At 58.2% G+C, this 20,934-nt stretch carries 23 protein-coding genes and 1 pseudogene; 16 read left to right on the top strand and 8 right to left on the bottom strand.

All coding sequences use genetic code 11. The features are described from left to right. Nucleotides 1–53 precede the first annotated feature (53 nt). From IB244_RS05970 to IB244_RS05980, 3 genes are read left to right on the top strand one after another with little or no spacing between them, the layout of a single operon-like run. The gene (locus tag IB244_RS05970; protein WP_192303803.1) at nucleotides 54–2,198 is read left to right on the top strand and encodes a copper-transporting P-type ATPase; all 2,145 of its coding nucleotides are present in this window, start codon (nucleotides 54–56) and stop codon (nucleotides 2,196–2,198) included. Continuing rightward, nucleotides 2,195–2,383: a DUF2933 domain-containing protein gene (locus IB244_RS05975; protein WP_169680377.1), complete on the top strand. Its 189-nt coding sequence runs from the start codon at nucleotides 2,195–2,197 to the stop codon at nucleotides 2,381–2,383. Before IB244_RS05970 ends, IB244_RS05975 begins: the two co-directional genes overlap by 4 nt. Continuing rightward, nucleotides 2,380–2,886, top strand: coding sequence for an SRPBCC family protein (locus IB244_RS05980; RefSeq protein WP_246734352.1), 507 nt, complete (start codon nucleotides 2,380–2,382; stop codon nucleotides 2,884–2,886). Before IB244_RS05975 ends, IB244_RS05980 begins: the two co-directional genes overlap by 4 nt. A 163-nt stretch (nucleotides 2,887–3,049) precedes the next feature. Here IB244_RS05980 and IB244_RS05985 read toward each other — a convergent pair whose 3' ends face one another. Both IB244_RS05985 and IB244_RS05990 read right to left on the bottom strand, forming a co-directional pair. After that, nucleotides 3,050–3,511: a DUF305 domain-containing protein gene (locus tag IB244_RS05985; RefSeq protein WP_246734353.1), complete on the bottom strand. Its 462-nt coding sequence runs from the start codon at nucleotides 3,509–3,511 to the stop codon at nucleotides 3,050–3,052. A 33-nt stretch (nucleotides 3,512–3,544) separates the two neighbouring features. Beyond that, nucleotides 3,545–3,886: a hypothetical protein gene (locus IB244_RS05990; RefSeq protein WP_169680380.1), complete on the bottom strand. Its 342-nt coding sequence runs from the start codon at nucleotides 3,884–3,886 to the stop codon at nucleotides 3,545–3,547. A gap of 150 nt (nucleotides 3,887–4,036) precedes the next feature. On the opposite strand from IB244_RS05990, the gene IB244_RS05995 reads away from it, so the two are divergent. From IB244_RS05995 to IB244_RS06020, 7 genes are all read left to right on the top strand, one after another. Beyond that, nucleotides 4,037–4,546 (top strand): cytochrome b, encoded by a 510-nt coding sequence (locus IB244_RS05995; protein WP_192303424.1) that lies wholly within the window; start codon nucleotides 4,037–4,039, stop codon nucleotides 4,544–4,546. 302 nt (nucleotides 4,547–4,848) lie between these two features. Further along, entirely contained in the window at nucleotides 4,849–5,280 is a 432-nt protein-coding gene (locus IB244_RS06000) for a hypothetical protein (protein ID WP_192303426.1), read from the top strand. A gap of 90 nt (nucleotides 5,281–5,370) precedes the next feature. After that, entirely contained in the window at nucleotides 5,371–5,595 is a 225-nt protein-coding gene (locus IB244_RS32035; RefSeq protein WP_246734354.1) for a hypothetical protein, read from the top strand. Then, complete coding sequence (locus tag IB244_RS06005) at nucleotides 5,592–7,058, top strand: TolC family protein (RefSeq protein ID WP_169680385.1); 1,467 nt, start codon at nucleotides 5,592–5,594, stop codon at nucleotides 7,056–7,058. Before IB244_RS32035 ends, IB244_RS06005 begins: the two co-directional genes overlap by 4 nt. Nucleotides 7,059–7,072: 14 nt before the next feature. Beyond that, the gene (locus tag IB244_RS06010) at nucleotides 7,073–8,422 is read left to right on the top strand and encodes a multicopper oxidase family protein (RefSeq protein WP_192303428.1); all 1,350 of its coding nucleotides are present in this window, start codon (nucleotides 7,073–7,075) and stop codon (nucleotides 8,420–8,422) included. A gap of 29 nt (nucleotides 8,423–8,451) precedes the next feature. After that, nucleotides 8,452–8,931 carry a plastocyanin/azurin family copper-binding protein gene (locus IB244_RS06015; RefSeq protein WP_169680387.1) on the top strand — a complete coding sequence of 160 codons (480 nt, stop codon included), beginning with the start codon at nucleotides 8,452–8,454 and terminating at the stop codon, nucleotides 8,929–8,931. A 19-nt stretch (nucleotides 8,932–8,950) separates the two neighbouring features. Continuing rightward, nucleotides 8,951–9,235 carry a copper-binding protein gene (locus IB244_RS06020; protein ID WP_192303430.1) on the top strand — a complete coding sequence of 95 codons (285 nt, stop codon included), beginning with the start codon at nucleotides 8,951–8,953 and terminating at the stop codon, nucleotides 9,233–9,235. Between the two features lie 79 nt (nucleotides 9,236–9,314). On the opposite strand, the gene IB244_RS06025 is transcribed toward IB244_RS06020, so the two are convergent. Both IB244_RS06025 and IB244_RS06030 read right to left on the bottom strand, forming a co-directional pair. Next, entirely contained in the window at nucleotides 9,315–9,833 is a 519-nt protein-coding gene (locus tag IB244_RS06025; RefSeq protein WP_192303432.1) for a GNAT family N-acetyltransferase, read from the bottom strand. Nucleotides 9,834–9,893: 60 nt separating this feature from the next. After that, on the bottom strand, nucleotides 9,894–10,256 hold the full coding sequence (locus IB244_RS06030) for a hypothetical protein (protein WP_192303434.1): 363 nt from the start codon (nucleotides 10,254–10,256) through the stop codon (nucleotides 9,894–9,896). A 331-nt stretch (nucleotides 10,257–10,587) separates the two neighbouring features. On the opposite strand from IB244_RS06030, the pseudogene IB244_RS06035 reads away from it, so the two are divergent. After that, nucleotides 10,588–10,818: pseudogene (locus tag IB244_RS06035) on the top strand (transposase); the annotation flags it as partial. 85 nt (nucleotides 10,819–10,903) lie between these two features. Here IB244_RS06035 and IB244_RS06040 read toward each other — a convergent pair. The 4 genes from IB244_RS06040 to dgoD all read right to left on the bottom strand — a co-directional run bounded on the left by IB244_RS06040 (nucleotide 10,904) and on the right by dgoD (nucleotide 14,763). Continuing rightward, nucleotides 10,904–11,665: a FadR/GntR family transcriptional regulator gene (locus IB244_RS06040; RefSeq protein ID WP_192303436.1), complete on the bottom strand. Its 762-nt coding sequence runs from the start codon at nucleotides 11,663–11,665 to the stop codon at nucleotides 10,904–10,906. A 110-nt stretch (nucleotides 11,666–11,775) separates the two neighbouring features. Further along, a complete protein-coding gene (locus IB244_RS06045) occupies nucleotides 11,776–12,555 on the bottom strand; it encodes an SDR family oxidoreductase (protein ID WP_192303438.1) in 780 nt (259 codons plus the stop codon). After that, complete coding sequence (locus tag IB244_RS06050) at nucleotides 12,522–13,538, bottom strand: aldose 1-epimerase (protein ID WP_192303440.1); 1,017 nt, start codon at nucleotides 13,536–13,538, stop codon at nucleotides 12,522–12,524. Before IB244_RS06050 ends, IB244_RS06045 begins: the two co-directional genes overlap by 34 nt. 76 nt (nucleotides 13,539–13,614) lie before the next feature. Then, nucleotides 13,615–14,763 (bottom strand): galactonate dehydratase, encoded by a 1,149-nt coding sequence (gene dgoD / locus IB244_RS06055; RefSeq protein WP_192303442.1) that lies wholly within the window; start codon nucleotides 14,761–14,763, stop codon nucleotides 13,615–13,617. A gap of 187 nt (nucleotides 14,764–14,950) precedes the next feature. Here dgoD and IB244_RS06060 point away from each other — a divergent pair, with 187 nt between their 5' ends. The 5 genes from IB244_RS06060 to IB244_RS06080 all read left to right on the top strand — a co-directional run bounded on the left by IB244_RS06060 (nucleotide 14,951) and on the right by IB244_RS06080 (nucleotide 20,609). Beyond that, on the top strand, nucleotides 14,951–15,934 hold the full coding sequence (locus IB244_RS06060) for an arabinose ABC transporter substrate-binding protein (protein ID WP_025660836.1): 984 nt from the start codon (nucleotides 14,951–14,953) through the stop codon (nucleotides 15,932–15,934). Between the two features lie 65 nt (nucleotides 15,935–15,999). Further along, nucleotides 16,000–17,526, top strand: coding sequence for an L-arabinose ABC transporter ATP-binding protein AraG (gene araG, locus IB244_RS06065; RefSeq protein WP_192303445.1), 1,527 nt, complete (start codon nucleotides 16,000–16,002; stop codon nucleotides 17,524–17,526). A 2-nt stretch (nucleotides 17,527–17,528) separates the two neighbouring features. Beyond that, on the top strand, nucleotides 17,529–18,479 hold the full coding sequence (gene araH / locus IB244_RS06070) for an L-arabinose ABC transporter permease AraH (protein WP_192303447.1): 951 nt from the start codon (nucleotides 17,529–17,531) through the stop codon (nucleotides 18,477–18,479). 510 nt (nucleotides 18,480–18,989) lie between these two features. After that, the gene (locus tag IB244_RS06075; protein ID WP_192303449.1) at nucleotides 18,990–19,859 is read left to right on the top strand and encodes an LssY C-terminal domain-containing protein; all 870 of its coding nucleotides are present in this window, start codon (nucleotides 18,990–18,992) and stop codon (nucleotides 19,857–19,859) included. A gap of 423 nt (nucleotides 19,860–20,282) precedes the next feature. After that, the gene (locus IB244_RS06080; protein ID WP_192303451.1) at nucleotides 20,283–20,609 is read left to right on the top strand and encodes a hypothetical protein; all 327 of its coding nucleotides are present in this window, start codon (nucleotides 20,283–20,285) and stop codon (nucleotides 20,607–20,609) included. Nucleotides 20,610–20,934 lie beyond the last annotated feature (325 nt).

Genomic DNA, 20,934 nt, shown 5'->3' on the forward strand with positions numbered 1-20,934 from the left:
CGGAAAACACGGAGTGTCTCGTGACAACGGTACATCATCACGACCATGAACATATGGCGGAACCGCCGCCTACGATAACCGGCGAGCCGGTGATCTATACCTGTCCCATGCATCCCCAGATACGACAACCCGGCCCAGGGAACTGTCCGATCTGCGGCATGACCCTTGAACCCGAAGTCGTGACAGCAGAGACCGGGCCCAGCGCCGAGCTGATCGATATGCAACAGCGGTTCTGGATCGGCCTGGTGCTTTCTCTGCCAGTCCTGGCGCTGGAGATGGGCGGCCACCTCACGAATTTGCACACGCTTCTCGGCGCTCAGACGTCGAACTGGGTACAGATGGTTCTGGCCACCCCTGTCGTGCTTTGGGCTGGCTGGCCGTTCTTTCAACGGGGATGGCAGTCCCTGGTCAGCCGTCGCCTCAACATGTTTACCCTAATCGCGATGGGAACTGGGGTCGCCTGGATTTACAGTGTGGTCGCGACCGTGTTCCCGGAAATCTTCCCCGAAACAGTACGCTCGAACGACGGTGCGGTGGCGGTCTACTTTGAAGCCGCCGCAGTCATCACGGTCCTCGTATTGTTGGGCCAGGTCCTTGAGCTTCGGGCCCGCGAGCAGACGGGCGGAGCGATCCGGGCCCTGCTCGATCTTGCTCCGAAGGTGGCGCGACGGGTGAAATCGGATGGTTCCGACGAAGATGTCGGCCTCGATGTCATCGTGGTCGGGGACCGGCTTCGGGTTCGGCCCGGCGAGAAAGTACCGGTCGATGGCATCCTCCTCGAAGGCAGAAGCTCGGTCGACGAGTCCATGATCACGGGCGAGTCCATGCCTGTCACAAAGGAAGTCGGCTCGAAGCTGATCGGCGGCACCATGAACCAGACCGGCGGTTTCGTCATGGAGGCCGGAAAGGTCGGCCGTGACACGATGCTGTCCCAGATCGTGCGGATGGTCGCCGAGGCGCAGCGCTCTCGTGCGCCGATCCAGCGCCTGGCCGACCAGGTGTCGGGCTGGTTCGTGCCGGTTGTTATCGTCATTGCGGTCATCGCCTTTGTCGCATGGCTGCTGATCGGGCCAGAGCCACGGTTTGCCCATGGGTTGGTCGCTGCCGTCGCTGTCCTGATCATCGCATGCCCCTGCGCCCTGGGTCTGGCGACCCCGATGTCGATCATGGTGGGCGTTGGTCGCGGCGCAAGGCTTGGGGTCTTGATCAAGAACGCCGAGGCACTGGAACGGATCGAGAAGATTAACACGCTCGTGGTCGACAAGACCGGAACTCTCACCGAGGGCCGTCCAAAAGTGACAGCCATCATTCCTCGCGACAGCATGGCGGCTGATGACGTCCTGCAGTTGGCCGCCAGCCTGGAGCGGTCGAGCGAGCATCCGCTTGCCCATGCCATAGTCGTTGCCGCCCAAGAGCGGAATCTCCCACTCCACGACGCACAAGACTTCGATAGTCCGGTTGGCAAAGGCGTGACGGGCACTGTTGCCGGGAAGAAGCTCATCCTTGGAAGCCACAGGATCATGGCCGACGCTAACGTCGACGTCCTGCCGATGACCGCTCAAGCAGAGGAACTCCGAGACGAAGGCGCAACCGTCATCTTCCTGGCAATCGATGGCTCGCTGGCCGGTCTCTTTGCCATCGCCGACCCGATCAAGACCACGACACCGCAGGCCGTTAAGGTGCTGATGGAAGAAGGCGTCGAAGTTGTCATGCTGACCGGCGACAACAAGACGACGGCGGCAGCAGTTGCTCGCAAGCTCGGCATCACCTCGGTGGAGGCGGAAGTCCTCCCGGAAGACAAGAGCAAGATCGTCTCGCGATTGAGGAGCGAGGGCCGCATCGTTGCCATGGCCGGGGACGGCGTCAATGATGCACCTGCACTCGCGGCCGCCGACGTCGGAATTGCCATGGGGACCGGAACGGACGTCGCCATCGAAAGTGCGGGCGTTACCCTGCTCAAGGGCGATCTACAAGGCATTGTCAGGGCAAGACAGCTCAGCCGGGCGACGATGCGCAACATCCGGCAGAACCTGTTCTTCGCCTTCATTTACAACGCTGCTGGCGTACCAATAGCGGCGGGCGTTCTCTACCCCGTCTTCGGAATCCTCCTCTCCCCCATCATTGCTGCCGCCGCCATGGCCCTGTCGTCCGTGAGCGTCGTCGGCAATTCCCTCAGACTTAGGAGTATCGGACTATGAATTCGCGCACCTGGATTTTGATGGCGGCATCACTTGGCATCATCGTCGTGTTCTTCATGCTCCGGGAGCATTGGGCGCACGCCCTTGGCATCGCCCCATACCTCCTTCTTTTGGCATGTCCGCTGATGCACCTATTCCACGGCCACGGTGGTCATGGAGGTCATGATCACAAGGATGGCGCATGATGACGTACGAGGACTCTGCGACAAGCACCATTGACCTGCTGGCTCCGCCCGAGCAGGTCTTCGCGTTCCTTGATGATCCAACCGTTGTTGGAGCCCATATGCAGAAGCCCTCGCTGATGATGCTGGGGGCCACCATGGAATACGACGTCGATCCTGGGAACGGGCAAGCTGTCGGCTCTATCGTGAAGATGCGTGGCAAGGTTCTCGGTATGAGCCTGTTCGTGGAAGAGATCATAACTGAGCGGCAACCGCCCTGGCGGAAGTCGTGGCAAACCCTCGGCCATCCGAAGTTGCTGGTCATCGACTCCTATCACATGGACTTCGTCATCAGGCCGATCTCAGAAGGCTCCCGGGTAATCGTCAAAATTCAATACTCGTATTCCCTCAGCCCGGTGGGCAGCTGGTTAGGGGGCGTTCCCGCAAAGGCATATGCGCGGTGGTGCGTATCAAAAATGAGGTCAGAGGCGGGTAATCACTTCCCCCAGCCTCCGAAAAGAACCTGAATGGAAGGCCGGTCACCCGGCCCTCCTGACGGCCTCAGGCGGCCATCTTCTCACAGCTTTCCGCGCAGCTGCGGCAGGCATCAACGCAGCACTCCTTGTAGCAAGCCAGGCAGGTTTCGATGCAACGTTTCATCTCTTCCGATTGGTGGTGCACGACCGGCTCCTACTTGGCTTCCTTCTCGACCCACTTGGTCATGTAGGCGATTTCCTTCTTTTGCGCCGCGATGACCTTCTTCGCCATGTCCTTCGCCGCCTTGTTATCGCCGTACTTCAGTTCGGCCTCGGACATAGCGATTGCGCCCATGTGGTGGGCGATCATCCCGCAGACGAAAGCCACATCCGGGTCTTTCTGCATCATCCCCTGCATCATGTCGTCGTGCATCGACTTCATGCCTTCCATCGTGGCCTTCTGGTAGTCGCCCATCTGATCCATGGGCATGTCCATCTTCATGTCACCACCGGAAGACATGTCCATCTTCATCCCGTCGCCGGACGACGTGCCCATTTTGGCGATGTCCATCCCCTTGCATTTTTCAGGGTAAGACATTTCTTGGGAAGCAACAGGAAGCGCTGCCAGCGACAGGCAAGACGCGGCAAAAGCCGTAACAAGGTATTTCGTTTTCATCGGGACTCTCCATCGATTGGGTTGATCGAAACGTCAAACCGGCAAGGCTTTCGGCGGCGGATCGATTGGCCTGATCAACAAGAGCGGGCTTGCTGCCCTATGTCCCGCAAAAAGGATGTCGTCTAACTGCAACGACGTATCGTCTGGAAGGACGCTCGGCATAAGCGGACAGCAATGCATGTCGGTGCAGCATGCGCCTACATGTGTTGTGTCCGGATCCGGCTTTTCATCATGTGAGCCTGAGTAGGCATGCACGCACTGCCCGCCCAGCAAGCCAGCGTTCACCGACGGAGCCATCGCCATCGCCGCGATCACCATCAAGCTCAACGCCAGGGCCATTATGACATGGGCGATTTTGCTACTAATACGGCTCACTGTGAATTTCCCTTTCGCATCCAAATCGCGAAAGCAGAATTTTGTTCCTGATGGCGATATGGGCTGGGAAGCTTGGCAAGCAAGGAGTGCGGGCGTCGATACCCAATTTTTACAGAGTCGCGGCATCCTCCTCGGCAATTGGAGGATCGAATGCGCAACGGCTACAGGGGTTATCAGATCGCCTTGCACTGGGTGATCGCTGGACTACTGCCGGTCCAGTACCTGACGGGAGGTAGTATTGAGCGCACCCATCATGCAGTGCATATGGGCGTGCAGCCGTCGGCCGCCGACGTGCTGCAGCACTTGGTCCACAACTATGCAGGGATTGCCATCGGCGGGCTGATGGTCCTGCGGCTTCTCCTGAGGATCATGCGGCCGCCATCACCATCGATACCGCAGACGGGTGCGGACCTGCTCGCAAAGGCTCTCCACTTTGCCTTCTATGCCGCGATAATCGGTCAAGCCGCACTTGGTTTCGTCGCCAGCTATCTGACCTTCTCCGTCGCACCGCTTCACGTCATCGGATCGAAGGTGATCCTGATGATGGTCGCGATCCACTTCACCGCTGCTGCGTGGCATACGTTGATCAAGCGGGACGCTTCAATCGACCGGATGATCCTTCCCCGCAAGGACGAGCCTGCTACCTGGACCGTCAAGTGATCGGCTCTTCGGGTTAGGACCTAAGTCCCATTGCCCGCGCTGCCTTCGAGCCTAGTGTTCTCCTGTCCTTCTTCTCCTGGGAGGATATGGGAGGCCACAACGGAGGGGTGGTTTGCAAAAAGCCGGTGGCCTCCCTCAAACCCATTGCTGTCCAATCGCGGGCGGCTCTGCAAAATAGATGTTGACCTTCCAACGATGGCAAGCCGTAGACGGCTATCCGAACTGCCTCACAATCGTCGCGAATCTTTGAAAGCTTCGGCGGCGCAATTAAAGTGGGGCTGCTTTGGCGGTAGCTCTTGGGAATGGGCAAAATGTATCGGATCGCACTGAGCAAACTGCTCATATTCGTGCGGCTGGTGATCATCGCATCGCTGGCAGGATACACATTGTCCAACGCGAACGCCGCAATGCATGGGTCGGCTTTCCCCGAATTACCGCCCCCCAGCGCCGCTAGCGCGCACGACCATCACGCCGCAACTGACCACGATCATGGTGTGACCAGCGACGATGAGGCGGTCCAAGATGTCGCCCACCAACACGATCACGGATCACCCACGGGCGATGACGACCAGTTCTCCAAACAGCACTGCTGCAAGGATTTCTGCGGCGGCTTTGGCATTGTTTGTGAAGCTCACGACGTTGGCGGACCCGTCGTGTCTTCGATCCGGCAGTTCGTCAATGATCAAAGTCTGGTTGGCGAGCTGCCGCCTCTGCATCGACCGCCTAATATCTGAATAGCAATTTGCCCGTCCTGACGGGTCCGGAAGGCATGCCGTGGCGACAGCCGCGCCTGCCGGTAGATTACTGCTATTCGGATTTTTGAAATGAAACCTTCCATATTTGTGGTGGGGCTGCCCCTCTTGGTGGGCGGCTGCGCATCCACGCCTCCCGATGTTATTGCGTCGGCGGACGTCCAGCAGACGTACTCAGTGCGTCCTATTCGGTACCGTTCGCCCATCTCTGGCTTCGTTGCCCGCCAGCCTGTCGATCCCAAGCCCTGGCGGCAACAAAACGAGCAGCTGTCTCCGAAGAATGGAGACCAATCATGATCGCGATCAAGAGAGCGATGGCCCTGACGGCTATTCCGCTGGTTCTGGCCGGTTGCGTCAGCAGTGCCGAATACGCCGGAAAGGAAGCGGGCTTTTCCACGGTCTCCGCCAAGGTCGGTGGTGTCACGTCCAAGCAGACTGTCTGGGTGCAAAACCAACAGCAGGCACAGGCAACGTCCTCTCGGGTGAAGGCGATCCTTGGCAGGAACAAGGTGCTGGACGCCGACACGGCCGTCCAAGTCGCGCTCATCAACAACAAGGGCCTGCAGGCAGCCTACGCCGACCTCGGCGACAGCGCGGCAGATGCCTGGCAGGCCACAATCCTGCTGAACCCGACGGTTTCTATTGGCTTCTCGGGGATCGGTGCGCCGGAACTTGAGGCATTTCGCACAATCGAGGGGGCGATCACCACAAACCTTCTCGCCCTGATGACCAAGAAGCGGGACATCGAGATCGCCGATACCCGTTTCCGGCAGGCTCAGTTGAACGCTGCCGTTAGGACCCTTCAGCTCGCGGCGGAAACCCGTCGTGCCTGGATCAATGCCGTGGCCGCATGGGAAACCGTCGGTCAGCTACAACGAGCACAAGCAGCCGCCGACGCAGCCTCAGAACTCGCCGAAAAGCTGGGCGAAACAGGCGCAATGACCAAGGGAGGCCAGGCCCGCGAGCATGTCTTCGTCGCCGAACTGGCTGGCGAAACCGCGAAGGCTCGGCTGACGGCCCGTCTTGCCAAGGAGGAACTCACGAGACTGATGGGCCTGTGGGGCACAGACGTCGACTACCAGGTTCCGAACAGTCTCCCGGCGCTGCCACGGTCGCTTGCCAAGAGCGACGCAATCGAAGCCGAAGCCCTCAGAAACCGTATTGATCTTCAGGTCGCCCGCCTGGAGCTGGAGGCCACCGCACGATCCTATGGCCTGACCGAGGCTACGCGCTACGTCACGGACCTGGAAATCCTGGCGGGCTCCGAGGCTGAACGCGAAGTCGAGGAGGACGGCAAGAAGAAGTGGGAAACCACCGCCGCTGGCGAGTTGGAGTTCGCGATCCCCATCTTCGACACCGGCAAGGCCCGGATGCGCAAGGCCGAGCTTGGCTACATGCGAGCCGCGAACCAATTGGCGGAGAAAGCCGTCAATGTGCGTTCGGAGGCGAGATCGGCCTACGAGGCCTACCGCTCCAACTACGACATCGCCCGGCACTACCGCAACAACGTCGTGCCGCTGCGTACCAAGGTCGAGGAAGAGTCCCTGCTGACCTACAACGGAATGATCACCAATACCTTCGAATTGCTCACCGACACTCGGGACAAGATCAATTCCATCCTGCTTTCCGTCAACGCCAAGCGAGACTTTTGGCTATCCGACGCGAACCTCGCCCCCGCTGTTTACGGCGGCGGCTCGTCTGCTGCGACAGCCGAGACGGAGGTTGCATCGGCATCTGAAAGCGGCGGCGGCGTTCATTGAGAAAGGACAATCAGATGTTCAACAGACGACAGCTTTTTGGCGCTGGCGCAGCCCTGATGGCAGCCGGAGCCTGGACAAAGACCTCCGCGATGGGCCTGCCGGACGCTCCGGCAATGGCGTCGGCCGACATGCAGCCTCCACTGCATCCGACTTCCGGACCGGACTACCAACCGGTCGTAACCCTCAACGGTTGGACGCTTCCCCATCGGATGAACAACGGCGTCAAGGAGTTTCATCTCGTTGCCGAGCCCGTGGAGCGAGAAATGGCGGACGGTATGACCGCCTATCTCTGGGGGTACAATGGGCAATCTCCGGGACCGACTATCGAGGCCGTCGAGGGCGACCGTGTCCGCATCTTTGTCACCAACAAGCTGCCGGAACACACGACGATCCACTGGCATGGCATGATCCTGCCGTCGGGCATGGACGGCGTGGGTGGCCTCACACAGCCTCACATTCCTGTCGGCAAGACGTTTGTCTACGAGTTCGATCTCGTGAAGTCCGGCACCTTTATGTACCATCCGCATTCGGACGAAATGGTCCAGATGGCGATGGGCATGATGGGTTTCTTCGTCATCCATCCCAAGGACCCGAAGCTCATGCGCGTCGACCGGGATTTCGTGTTCCTGCTCAACGCCTATGACATCGATCCTGGCACATATGTCCCCAAGGTCATGGAAATGAGCGACTTCAACATGTGGTGCTGGAACAGTCGTATTTTCCCGGACATCAGCCCGCTTGTCGTTTCCAAGAATGACCGCGTGCGTGTCCGCGTCGGCAACCTCACGATGACCAACCATCCGATCCACATGCACGGCTATGACTTTGAGGTCACCTGCACCGATGGAGGCTGGTTGCGGCCGGAAGCGCGGTGGCCGGAGGTGAGCATCGACATCCCCGTCGGGGCGATGCGGGCCTACGAGTTCGACGCCAAGTACCTCGGGGACTGGGCAATCCATTGCCACAAGTCGCATCACACCATGAATGCGATGGGCCACGACATCCCGACCTTCATTGGTGCCGACAAGTCGAAGGTCGCGGAAAAAATCCGCAAGCTGCAGCCCGATTACATGCCGATGGGAACCAAAGGCATGGCCGATATGGGCGAAATGGAAATGCCCATTCCCGAGAACACCATCCCCATGATGACCGGATGGGGTCCTCACGGCCCCATCGAGATGGGCGGCATGTTCTCGGTCGTGAAAGTCCGTGAAGGCATCTCGGCCGACGATTACTCCGATCCGGGTTGGTACGAGAACCCGCCCGGGACCCAGGCCTGGGAGTGGACTGGCGAACTGCCGGACGCTCCCAAGGCCAAAGACGCAAACACCACCATCACGCCGAAGCCGATGAAACACGGCTGACACACTTCCTCAGCAACAAAGGACCTGACATGAAAATTTGCGCACTTGCACTGGCTATCGCCGCCCTCACCACGCCCGCCTGGGCCTCCGGCAACCACGCTGGCGGACATGGGGAAAAAATGGCGGTCGGCGAACCTGGCGATAAGGCGAAGGTGACCCAGACCATCCGCGTCACCATGAAAGAGACCGAAGACGGCAAGATGCTGTTCCAGCCTGCTGTCATCAAGGTTCGCAAGGACCAAACGGTGAAAATCTCCATCAAGAACGCGGGTGAAACCAACCACGAGTTCGTGCTCGACCAAGAGGATAAAATCCTGGAGCACAAGAAGGTGATGGAGAAGTTCCCTGAGATGGAGCACGCGGACCCGAACTCAATTCGCCTGGCAGCGGGTGAGTCCGGCGAGATCATCTGGAAGTTCACGACTGGCGGCGACTTCAAGTTCGCCTGCCTCATCCCCGGCCACTACGAGGCCGGAATGCATGGCGACGTTTCAGTCGCAGCTAAGTAATCAACGAAGGAGAAGCTCCATGAAAACTGTGATAAAACTCGTCGCCGCGTTGGCCATTTCGCTTGCCGGAGCAGGCGCTGCCCTTGCTCAGGAGTTCACCAAAGGCGTCGTCAACAAGGTCGATGCCAAGGGACAGAAGGTCACCATCAAGCATGATGACCTGAAGAACCTCGACATGCCAGCCATGACCATGGTGTTTCGGGTCAAGGACGCCGCCATTCTTGAAAAACTGAAGGCTGGCCAAAACATCGAGTTCGTTGCCGAACGCGTCGATGGCAAATTGACCGTGACGCAGGTCAAGTAAGCTGGTCAAGCCCGGCTTCGCGCTGGGGAGCCGGGCTTCTCCGCCGTTTCAATGTGAAGTTCACCACAGGTCAGGAAAGCTAACCGGCGAGTTTGGCTTCCATGAAGACGAGATGGTTGCGCAGTTCAGGAGGTGGCTTGTAGTAGGGTGCTATCTCCTTGAACCCGAGAGAGCGGTAGAGGCTCAGCGCCTCGTTGTGGTTACGGCCGGTATCTAGCCGCATGGCAGTATAACCCCGCTCGGCAGCCACGCGCACGATACCCGCTGCGAGACGGCGACCCAGCCCCAAGCCTCGGCCCTCGGGGTTGATGAACATGCGCTTCATCTCGCACGTGTGCTCATCGATCCGTTGCATCATCACACAGCCGACCACTTTCCCGTTCAGGCGGGCAACAAGTATCTCGCCTTCTGGAGCCGAATGTATTCTAGGTAGGCTTTCCAAGAGCGCGGCCCATTGTTCTGGCGTGTAGTACCGGTCGACAAACCAAGCGTTTTCGCCGTAACGCGAGCGGCACCAATCGAGGAAGCCGTTGCACAATGCCCTGATAGCAGGAAAGTCGTGAGGTCCGGCCGATCCAATCTCCGAATTCGGTTCCATATCTGCGCTCCGATCATGACGGGATGAGTTGGGGTCTGGATGCTCTAGTGCCTCACGTTGCTACGATACCGGCGCAGCGCACAGTGTCTCGACGAGGTCTTCCTTCCAGTCCCGACCCGCGTTGGTCGGAAGCGGCGTATACTTCTTACCACCAACATACACTGTGCCCGGCAAGCATCTTACTCGGGCGTCATGACTACCATAATCAGTAAAGACCGTTCTGCCATTGCTCCTCTGCTCCAGCAGTCCAATGCTCACATCGTAGTCATAGCCTTCCACTACCGAGGCGGTAATAGAACGAACCGTCAGGGAGATTGAGACGTCGTCCGACAACATGGAAGTGTGGAATGGTGGACGCTCAGCGCCAAAGCTGGTCGTGGCAAAGATCAAAAAGCACGCCAATGTGATCGACAGTCCCCACATTTGGCCCTCCCAAGCCTGAGTGAGATGTCGGCATTCTACACGAATCCGTGGACTTTGCTGGTCTGCAGTTACTGCAGACCGCTAAATAGTCGAAGAGAAATTCCACCGGCTGCCATCAAAGCAACGACGGTCCATGGCGGGAATTTCCAGACGATTAGAAGCAAGAAGCCTATCAGCGCCAGCGCAAAATCGGGCGCGGACAAAACGGCACTTGTCCAAACCGGACTCTAAAGTGCAGCCGCCAAAATACTGATCCGAACCCTTCAAACTGGACCAGTTTTGATTAGAGTTTTTCGGCGCATTTTCCTGGCTGGGAAAGGAACGGAAGACGATGAAGGCATCGCAGTTTTCGGACGCTCAGAAGGCGTTCATCCTGAAGCAGGGTGATGAGGGTGTGCCAGTTGCTGAGATCTGCCGCAAGGCAGGAATCAGCCAGGCGACCTATTTCAACTGGAAGAAAAAATACGCCGGCCTGTTGCCGCCGGAGATGAAGAAGCTGAAGCAGCTCGAGGACGAGAATGCGCGGCTGAAGAAGATCGTCGCGGATCTGACGCTGGACCGGCATTCGCCGAAATGTATGGTTACCCTGTCATTGCAAGGATTTTAGGTTCCGACGATAGCAGTCTGCGTAAATGTATGTCAGATCGCTAGTCCTCGCCCTTTGAATCCTTGGCCTTGCGTCCTGCAAGATCGATATCGTGGGCTGCCTGTTCTATGAGCTTGCTCGCAGCCGATCCGGCACCATCGACATCGCGCATGCGCAACGCTTCCACCACGGCGTGATGACACCGAACGGCATCGTCACGATTGAAGACGGTCTTGTTGGAGGTCTCGAACGAGTACGTGAGGGCTGCATCGATCAGGCTGCTGATCTGCCTCAAAACGGGATTGTGGCTGGCTCGATACAGAATACGGTGAAACTCGACATCGGCAGCTGAGAACTTCTCGACGTCCTCGCTGGCTTCTTTCATGAGTTGCCAAGCGCCATCCAAGTCAGCGATCTCGCGGAGGGTCGCACGCTCGGCGGCCAGACTGGCGGCGAGCGGCTCAAGCACACGTCGGGTTTCCAGGACTGCGCCAAGGAGGTTGGCATCGAAGAGCCCTGGTCCGTGCCAGCTGATCACCTGAGGATCAAGCAGGCTCCAATTGTCCGGGTCAGAAACGACCGTACCCACCCGGGGCCGCGTCACCACCAGACCCTTAGCGGCGAGAACCTTGATCGCCTCTCTTATGACCGTGCGACTGACTCCGAACGCAGTCCCCAATTCGTTTTCAGTGGGAAGTGCAGTGCCGGGAGCGTATTTTCCCGACAAAACTTCCTCGGCTAGCGCTCTTGTCACATCGGGCATCACCCGGGGGCGCTGGCCTCCAGAAGCGCTCGTTTCTCCGATGTTTTGCGCCGAGCGCATCACGATTCTCCTCACTCTTTGACGCCACTTTTCTATCAGATCGCGGAGTCGGGAAACAAGCTAGTTAGGCCAGCGATATAAATTCATCGGACAAGCCTGACTGCGGGGACTCACGCCGGATGCTGCTGGACACTCAATCCCCCATCTACGGTCAGGCAGGTAGCGTTCATGAACGGGCACTCGTCGGAGATCATAAAAACCGCCGCCATTGCAATCTCTTCAGGAGATGCAATTCTTCCGCCGGGATGAAGCTTCATCGTCTCGGCCTTCGCAGCCTCCGGATCGGGAAAGCTATTCCAGTAGTCGATAACCTTCTGCGTGGCGACATAGCCAGGAGCCAGCGCATTCACGCGAACGCTCTTCGCCGCGTATTCCAGTCCCAGCGACTTCGTCATGCCGAGAAGCGCGTGCTTGGCCAGGGGGTATGGAAACGTATGTGGAATGATCGTGAAGGCATGGGTGGACGCGATGTTGAGGATCACCCCACCCCCCTGCTCGATCAGTCCGGGTAAAACCGCCTTCGAGCAGTTCCACGCCCCTTTCAGGTTGATGTCGAAGCAACGGTTCCATTCGTCGTCTGTCGTTTCCAGCGGCTCCGAGAAAACATTGACCCCGGCATTGTTCACCAATGCGTTTATCTGGCCAAAATCGTCGGAAGCTTGGCTGACAGCCTGTCTGATCGCGGCGGCATCCGTGATGTCCACCGCGTGTGCTATCACTCGATAGCCCTCTTCTCGCAGCTTCAATGCCTCGGCGTTCAGGAGAGCCTTGTCGCGGTCGATGAGAAGCAGGCTTGCGTCTTCCCGGACAAATCCTTTGGCAATGGCAAGGCCAATGCCCTGTGCCGCGCCCGTTATCATGATGCGCTTGCCTGACAGCCGCTTCGACATAAGTGTTTACTCCTCCGACTATCCTGTGATGCCGCCATCCGGTTCACACCTGATGTGCGGCAACCGTTGTATGCCGGTATCGTATGCCATCCGTCAGCTTGTCTCGACCCGCAATCGGAAACCTCCCATAAGCGACTCGCCCGGTGCGAGAACCGTAAGCCCACCAAGGCCGGTAAATTGTGCCCGTTCGCCAGGTGAGACATGGGCTCGAAGCAGAAATAATCCCGCTTGAACCCGGGATCGAAGGTCGTGTCCGACAGAAAAAGGACAGCGTGCCGAAGTATCGGATCAGCCTCCATACTGAGAGAGATGCCATGCTCGGGCCACGAGATTCTCGCGTGGCCATTCCAGTTCTCAAATCCGTTGTTGACCCATCGATGAGGCAGACCGATGGCTCGGCTGAAGTCCAGATCCGCTGGTATGCTCGTCCGCTCCCCCGGCAGCCATCCCTCGACCTCCGTCCAGAATGCCTCGGCGCAGGCTTCAAGTGTGGTCTGGGGCGTCAGCGGATAATATGGATGCCAGCCGAGACCGAATGGCAATCTTTGACGACCGCGATTTTCAACCGTCATCGCGATTGTCAGGCTGTCGTCGTCGATCGTAAAGCACTGGCTCGCCAGATACTCATAGGGCGTGTGCCCGCCCCTGTGCTCGAAGCTCATCTCGATTGACCTGTCGGTCTGCCCGCCGAGGTGCCAGTCAGCGAGCCAACCGTCTCCGTGGAGGTAGTGAGGGTCCCATTCGGTATTCGGGCTAAGGGTAAACACAGCTCTGTCGAAGACAAACCTGTTGCCCCTAACGCGATTACCGAAGGGGACAAGCGGAAAGCAGGACGCTTCGGGTGCGCCTGCATCGACGTTGGGTGCAGGTCTGAGCAGCGGTACTCTCCGGCCGTCGCCCTGCTTCCACAGGCCAAGGATCGATCCCCCATGGGTGCTTACCCGAAGCGAAAGTGACCCTGAGCTGATATCCACAAGTGTCACGGCTTAGCCCTCTGGACCTTGATCCAAAACCGTCGATCAAGAAGTGTCCTCACCTGGACTTGAGAGATGCGCACGATCACCACTCGGCAAAGCTGCCGTCTTCGTGACGCCAGATGGGATTGCGCCAGCGATGACCTTCCTCGGCACGCTCGATCACGTACTCTTCGTTCACCTCGACACCCAAACCTGGGCCTTGCGGAATGCTGACGAAACCGTCGGCATAATGGAACACCTCCTTGTTGGAGATGTAATCCAGAATATCGTTGCCCGTGTTGTAATGGATACCCAGGCTCTGCTCCTGGATGAAAGCGTTGTAGCTGACAGCATCGACCTGGAGGCATGCAGCAAGAGCGATTGGACCGAGCGGGCAATGTGGCGCGACGGCGACATCATAGGCTTCTGCCATCGCGGCGATCTTTCTACACTCTGTGATACCGCCAGCGTGGCTGAGGTCCGGCTGTATGATATCGACATACCCGTCCGCCAGCACGGACTTGAAGTCCCAGCGCGAATAGAGACGTTCCCCAAGCGCGATCGGGGTCGAGCAATGGTTGGCGATTTCCTTCAGCGTCTCGCGATGCTCGGAGAGCACGGGCTCTTCAATAAACATAAGTTTGTAGGGTTCCAGTTCCTTGGCAAGAACCTTTGCCATCGGCTTGTGAACGCGACCATGGAAATCCACACCGATTCCGATGTGCGGGCCGATTGCTTCCCGGATTGTCGCGATTGTCTGGACAGCCTTGTCGATTTTCTCGTTCGTATCGACGATCTGCATCTCTTCGCAGCCATTGAGCTTGATCGCTTTGAACCCGCGAGCGACGACGTCCCTGGCATTTGCTGCAACATCTGCCGGGCGGTCCCCACCAATCCAGGAGTAGACCTTGATCCTATCGCGTACCTGGCCGCCGAGCAGCGAATGGATCGGCTGCCCCAACGCCTTGCCCTTGATGTCCCAGAGCGCCTGATCGATTCCCGCAAGCGCCGACATGTGGATGGCTCCGCCGCGATAGAAGCCGCCGCGGTACATCACCGTCCAGTGGTCCTCGATCAGGAACGGGTCCTTGCCGATGAGGTAGTCTGCCAGCTCATGCACTGCCGCCTCGACGGTTAGAGCACGCCCTTCGACGACCGGTTCACCCCAACCGACAATGCCCTCGTCGGTCTCGATCTTCAAAAACAACCAGCGCGGCGGGACCATGTATGTCGTCAGCTTTGTAATCTTCATCCGTACTCTCCTCAGCGCGTCGAAGTCAGCTCAAACGCGGTTCTATGGCACATCGACGCGGCATTCCGCCCGCTACCAAGGCATGTAGCCAATTTTTCATACAATAGCAATTGACTGGTATGATAAATTGAAATAGTTCATCTACATGCCAGGGAGGCATAGTGTTTCCACCAGGAGGGAGAGAGAAATGCGCATTTTTCGTGCAGCAGTTTTGTTCGGGACCGTGGCCCTGATGGCCGCAAGTTCGGCTTTCGCGGCTGACGTCAAGATTGGCTTCATCGTCAAGCAGCCCGAAGAGCCGTGGTTCCAGGACGAATGGAAGTTCGCCGACGTAGCAGCCAAGGAAAAGGGCTTCACGCTCGTCAAGATCGGTGCGGAAGACGGTGAGAAAGTTCAGTCGGCCATCGACAACCTGGGAGCACAGGGTGCTCAGGGCTTCATCATCTGCACTCCTGACGTCAAGCTTGGACCAGGCATCGTAGCCAAGGCCGCGGCCAATGACCTCAAGATCATGACCGTCGACGACCGCCTGGTAAACGCCGATGGCAGCCCGCTTGAGGACGTGCCTCACATGGGTATCTCGGCGACCAAGATCGGTGAGGCCGTTGGCCAGACGATCGCCGACGAGGTCAAGAAGCGTGGCTGGGACGTGAAGGAAGTGGGCGTAATCCGCGTCTCCTACGACCAGCTTCCGACTGCCGTTGACCGTGTGAACGGTGCCCTCTCTGTGCTCAAGGCTGCCGGGTTCCCGGAAACCAACATCTTCGACGCCCCTCAGGCCAAGACCGACACGGAAGCCGCCCTCAACGCAGCCACGGTCGTGCTCAACAAGAACGCTGGTATCAAGAAGTGGGTCGCAGTCGGCCTCAATGACGAAGCCGTGCTTGGTGCTGTTCGCGCAACCGAAACGGTTGGCATCCCCGCCGACAGCATGATCGGCGTCGGCATCGGCGGTGCGGACTCGGCAATCAACGAGTTCAAGAAGCCGACGGCAACGGGCTTCTTCGGCACTGTGATCATCTCGCCGAAGCGCCATGGCTACGAAACCGCACTCAACATGTATGAGTGGGTAGCCAACGGCAAAGAACCTGAGAAGCTGATCCTGACGGCTGGCCAGCTCGCGCTGCGCGACAACTACGAGGTAGTCCGCAAGGAACTGGGTATCGAATGATCAGCTTCTAAGATGAATTCAGTCCGGCGGCTTTCTGTCGCCGGACCTTCTCATGGGATGCTGTCATGCAGGATTTTCTCGAATTCAAAGCGATATCCAAGGGATATCCCGGCGTGCAGGCGCTCGCCGATGTTTCGTTCTCTGTAAAGAAGGGAGCGGTCCACGGCCTGATGGGCGAAAACGGAGCTGGCAAGTCAACGCTCATCCGCGTTCTCTCAGGTGACCAATCCGCCGATACCGGCGAAATCTCGATCGATGGCTCGACCCAGCACTATCGCTCGGTTCGTGATGCCTTCGATGCGGGCGTTATTGTCATTCACCAGGAACTGCAGCTCGTCCCCGAACTGACAGTAGCGGAAAATCTCTGGCTCGGGCGCTTTCCCGCGAAGGCCGGGGTCATCGACCGCAGCCGCCTTACGAACGTCGTTCGAGAAAAGCTCAGCGAGATCGGGATTGAGATCGAGCCCAGTGCCAAGGTGGCCTCGCTATCGATCGGCGAACGCCAGATGGTGGAAATCGCGAAAGCCGTGATGGCGGATGCTCGCGTGATCGCACTCGATGAGCCGACGTCGTCGCTGTCCTCGCGGGAGAGCGAAATTCTGTTCTCCCTGATCGAACGCCTACGTTCTCAGGGCAAGGTCATCCTTTACGTATCGCACCGCCTCGACGAGATATTCCGTCTTTGCGACAGCCTAACGGTCCTTCGTGACGGCAAGCTTGCAGCGCATCACGCGGACATCACCGCTGTTACCCGCGAGCAGATTATCTCGGAAATGGTCGGGCGCGAGATATCCAACATCTGGGGATACCGGCCGCGCGAGCTCGGCGACGTCCGTCTTGAGGTCAAGGACATTGCAGGCCGCAAACTCCGCACGCCAATGAGCTTTACGGTTCGCCAAGGAGAAATTCTCGGGTTCTTCGGCCTGATCGGCGCGGGCCGCAGTGAGATGACGCGTCTGGTTTACGGCGCGGACACACGCTCGCAAGGCACGGTCAGTGTCGACGACGTAGAGGTAGTGGCAGACAGCCCTCCGCACGCAATTCGCGGGGGAATTGTTCTGTGCCCGGAGGATCGGAAGTTCGACGGCATTGTGCAAGGCCGCAGTATCGAAGAGAACATGGCGATCTCCTCTCGCCGGCACTTCTCGCCGTTCGGGATCCTTCAGCCCAAGAAGGAAGCCGAACTCGCCGAGCAGTTCATTGCCAAGCTGCGTGTACGCACGCCGTCCAGGAAGCAGGACATCGTCAACCTGTCCGGCGGCAATCAGCAGAAGGTGATCCTTGGACGCTGGCTGTCCGAACAGGGCGTGAAGGTTCTGATCATTGACGAACCAACGCGCGGTATCGACGTCGGTGCGAAGTCTGAAATCTATGAAATTCTCTACGAGCTTGCTGCACAGGGCATGGCAATAGTCGTTGTCTCAAGCGAATTGCCGGAAGTGATGGGCATCACCGACCGCATCGTCGTGATGTGCCAGGGTCGCGTCGCAGCAGATATCGAGCGCGACGACTTCGATGAGCGGCGAATTCTCGCCGCCGCCCTCCCCGATGTGGCCAATGCCAGCGAACTCCCCAACCAGCAGGTCCAGTAGCGATGACGTCTTTGAAAAAACTCCTACTCGGCGAGCAAGGCCTCGTCGTTATTTTTGCCATCGCTTTCGCCATCGTGGCAGCAACGGTTCCAAACTTCCTCACCGAGCGAAACATGCTTGGGCTGCTGCAGTCGGTCGTCACGATCGGCATTGTCGCCTGCACCATGATGTTTTGCCTTGCATCCCGCGATTTCGATCTTTCGGTCGGATCGACCGTCGCGTTCTCGGGGATGATAGCCGTCATGGCCTCGAACGCCACCGGTTCGATCGTCCTTGGACTTATAGCAGCGCTCCTCTGTGGTGGTGCTGTTGGTCTCGTGAACGGTGTGGTTATCGCCCGTTTTCGGATCAACGCCCTTATCACCACGCTGGCGACGATGCAGATCGTTCGCGGTTTGGCGCTGATCGCATCCGATGGCCGCGCAGTCGGTATCAACGATCCCGGCTTCTACCAGTTGGCACTCTCGAAGTTCTTGGGCATCCCAACTCCGATCTGGGTCATGGCGATCTTCTTCGTGATCTTTGGCTTCGTACTGAACCGGACGGTCTTCGGGAAGAACACGCTGGCGATCGGCGGCAACCCGGAAGCGTCGCGTCTCGCGGGTGTCAATGTCTCCAGAATGCGCATCTGGATTTTTTCGCTGCAGGGACTCGTTTGCGCCGTGGCGGGTGTCCTGCTTGCGTCGCGCATCACATCGGGTCAGCCGAATGCTGCAACCGGGCTGGAACTATCGGTCATTTCGGCCTGTGTTCTGGGTGGCGTATCGCTCGCGGGTGGTCGTGCAGCTATGACCGGAGTGATCGTCGGTGTCCTGATTATGGGCATTGCAGAGAACGTGATGAACCTCCTCAATATCCAGGCCTTTTATCAGTATGTCGTGCGCGGATTGATCCTTCTGCTCGCCGTTCTGTTGGACAACCTGAGATCCGCTGCGGCTGGGAGGCGCGGCTGATGTGAGGCGGCGCATTACGGCAATCTCAGACCGATTCCAGCGCAAGCCAACCACGGCACCGCGTCCGAAGGCCTTTTGTGGTGAACAAGGTTGTTAAAAGCGCACGTTGGGAACGGGCTTGTCGAAATCGCCGCCAGCCATATCCGCTGGGCCTTCGTCTCCTGATAACCGATCATATTGATTATCGGATGCCAAGTACAACAGCCCATCTCGGAACTGAGGGCCAAGGTAGCAGCTCCTGAGGTTGCTCCCTCTCGCAGTTTGACGGACCATACATTTAATGGGAACGGCGTGCGCGGATCTCATCATGGCCTGGCTGCAACAGCAGCCCTCTCGGGAGAGGCCGGATACATTTACGCAACTGGAATCGTCACTATGCGGCCCGCTCGATATTGCCCACAATGAGCGAGGGCGACGCTATCATTTGCATAGTCTCGGGTGCTAAAATCCCCGCGACGAACAGCGAGGGCGACTGCCAGCCCATCAGACGCCAGACGAGGAGCCCGTGTCTTGAGATTGCTGACGCGCCTTTTCCGGAGGTTTCTGGTTTTCTGTCTGGGTGTACTCAGCGTTTGGCTGATCGTCTTCGTTGTTTTTGATACTGCGGACCACAGGTTTCCATGGCTCGTTGCGGTGTGCCTCACATATGGCCTGGCTGCTTACGTCATTCTTCCGAACGTGGTCCGATTGTCGCTGAAGGTTCTTCATCGGGGGCTGATCCCCAGATACACGATCACGGCGGATGGCCTGCCAGGCGACCCTATAAATTTCGCCCTCATCGGCGATCTTCAACAACTCCGCGAGGCCTTTGCAACGGCCGGCTGGACCACGGCCGACCATTTGGGGATCGCAAGCACGTTGCGAATGATACGCGCTTTCCTGATGAACTCTGCCTATCCCACCGCACCTTTCAGCACCTTCTATCTCTTTGGAAGACGGCAGGACATAGGATTCCAGGAGCCCATCGACGATAGCCCCCGCAAGCGCCATCACATCCGTTTCTGGGCCCTTAGTCTTGCCCATTCCGAGGACGACATGAGCACGGCGAGCTTCTGGTTGAATACCGACAGGCCATCGCCCGAGGAGCGCGTCCTATGGGTTGGGGCGGGCACCAAAGATACCGGGCTTTCTCTGACTTGGCTGACATTCCAAGTCACACACAAGACCGATTCCGATACGAACGCCGAGCGCGACTACATAGTCAATGAACTGAGGGCAAAGCAAGTAATCGGGGAGGTCGCACGGCACCAATCTGGCTCTCGTTTGAACACCGGAAAGGTCAACCATTACATTACCGATGGTGAGATCGCGTTTGCGAGCTTGACTGTCGGCGTCACGGGCGCCGGTGCCGGTGCCGTTGTCGGGCCGGATACACCCTGATCCCACCAACCAGACCGAATGAGTTCAAAGTGCCGGGCCCTCTTGATCAAGAGAAAGACCGAGTTCCCGCCAGTCTACCCCTCCTGACAGCCAGCGTGAAAAGCGCCGAGCTAAATTGCTCGCGAGGGTTTGTGGGCACATGCGCTGCTGATGCACTTCCGAGCGGTATCGAGCTAGTCTCCAGAACGATCATTCCCTGCTGCCTCCCCTCTTGCGGGGGGGCCGAGCCAGGATGTCTCGTTCAAGACTGGGCCCGATCCAACCGGAAAGGACCGAAGGTGATCAATATCGATCTGCTCTGAATTCCCCTGAGACGAACTTGACTAAGACCGACCAAGGGAACAAAATGCGAACATACCAAATTAACCTGACCGTTCGACTGGCATCCTCCGCAAGAGCGCCGTCGCGGCGACGGAGGTTCGCATGCTAATGCGGGTTCAAAAACGGACCACTGAAACGGAAACAGCCTTTAACGACTGGTGGTCGGCGCAATCCAGCGATTTTAAAGCGCTTCACAATATGGATGAACTCCTGCGTGGTTTCAAAGCTGGCTTCGCTGCCGGACGGAGAAAGAAGGTTCGCCGCTTCACGTTCACTGCCGGTAAAATGAGGGTCACCGTCTGGGCCGCGAACCACGGCACGGCAAAGGCCATGGCAATGAGGGAGGCAGACAGAAGAGCGCAAGCCATCGGTATTTCACCGCCAAAGGCTGGCTGGACATTGCGCATTGTTGGGATCGCCGCGCCGTGAGTATCGACGGACGCAGCAGCGCGGCAGCAGCAACCATTCACGTGAACCATTGGTGTTCCGTTGCTGGCTGCGAGACATGGGGCGGTTTTGGCCATGCTTCATCGAAGTCGATTGAGACGCAATGGTGGTGCTGGGAGCACTATCCCTACAAGCCTAGTGCAACGACAGCTGTTTTAGATGACCTTGCCACCCTGTTGCAGCAACCTGGCGACTGACAATTTTCTCGTCGTTTCTTTTTTGCTGCTGCAATGAACATGTCCTCGGACATCTCAACGGGTTAGCCGTGCCCGGTCGGCCATCAAGTCCATCGACCAAATCATGCTCG

The sequence above is a fragment of the Rhizobium sp. RHZ02 genome, assembly GCF_014851575.1.
Classification (GTDB): Bacteria; Pseudomonadota; Alphaproteobacteria; order Rhizobiales; family Rhizobiaceae; genus Rhizobium; species Rhizobium altiplani.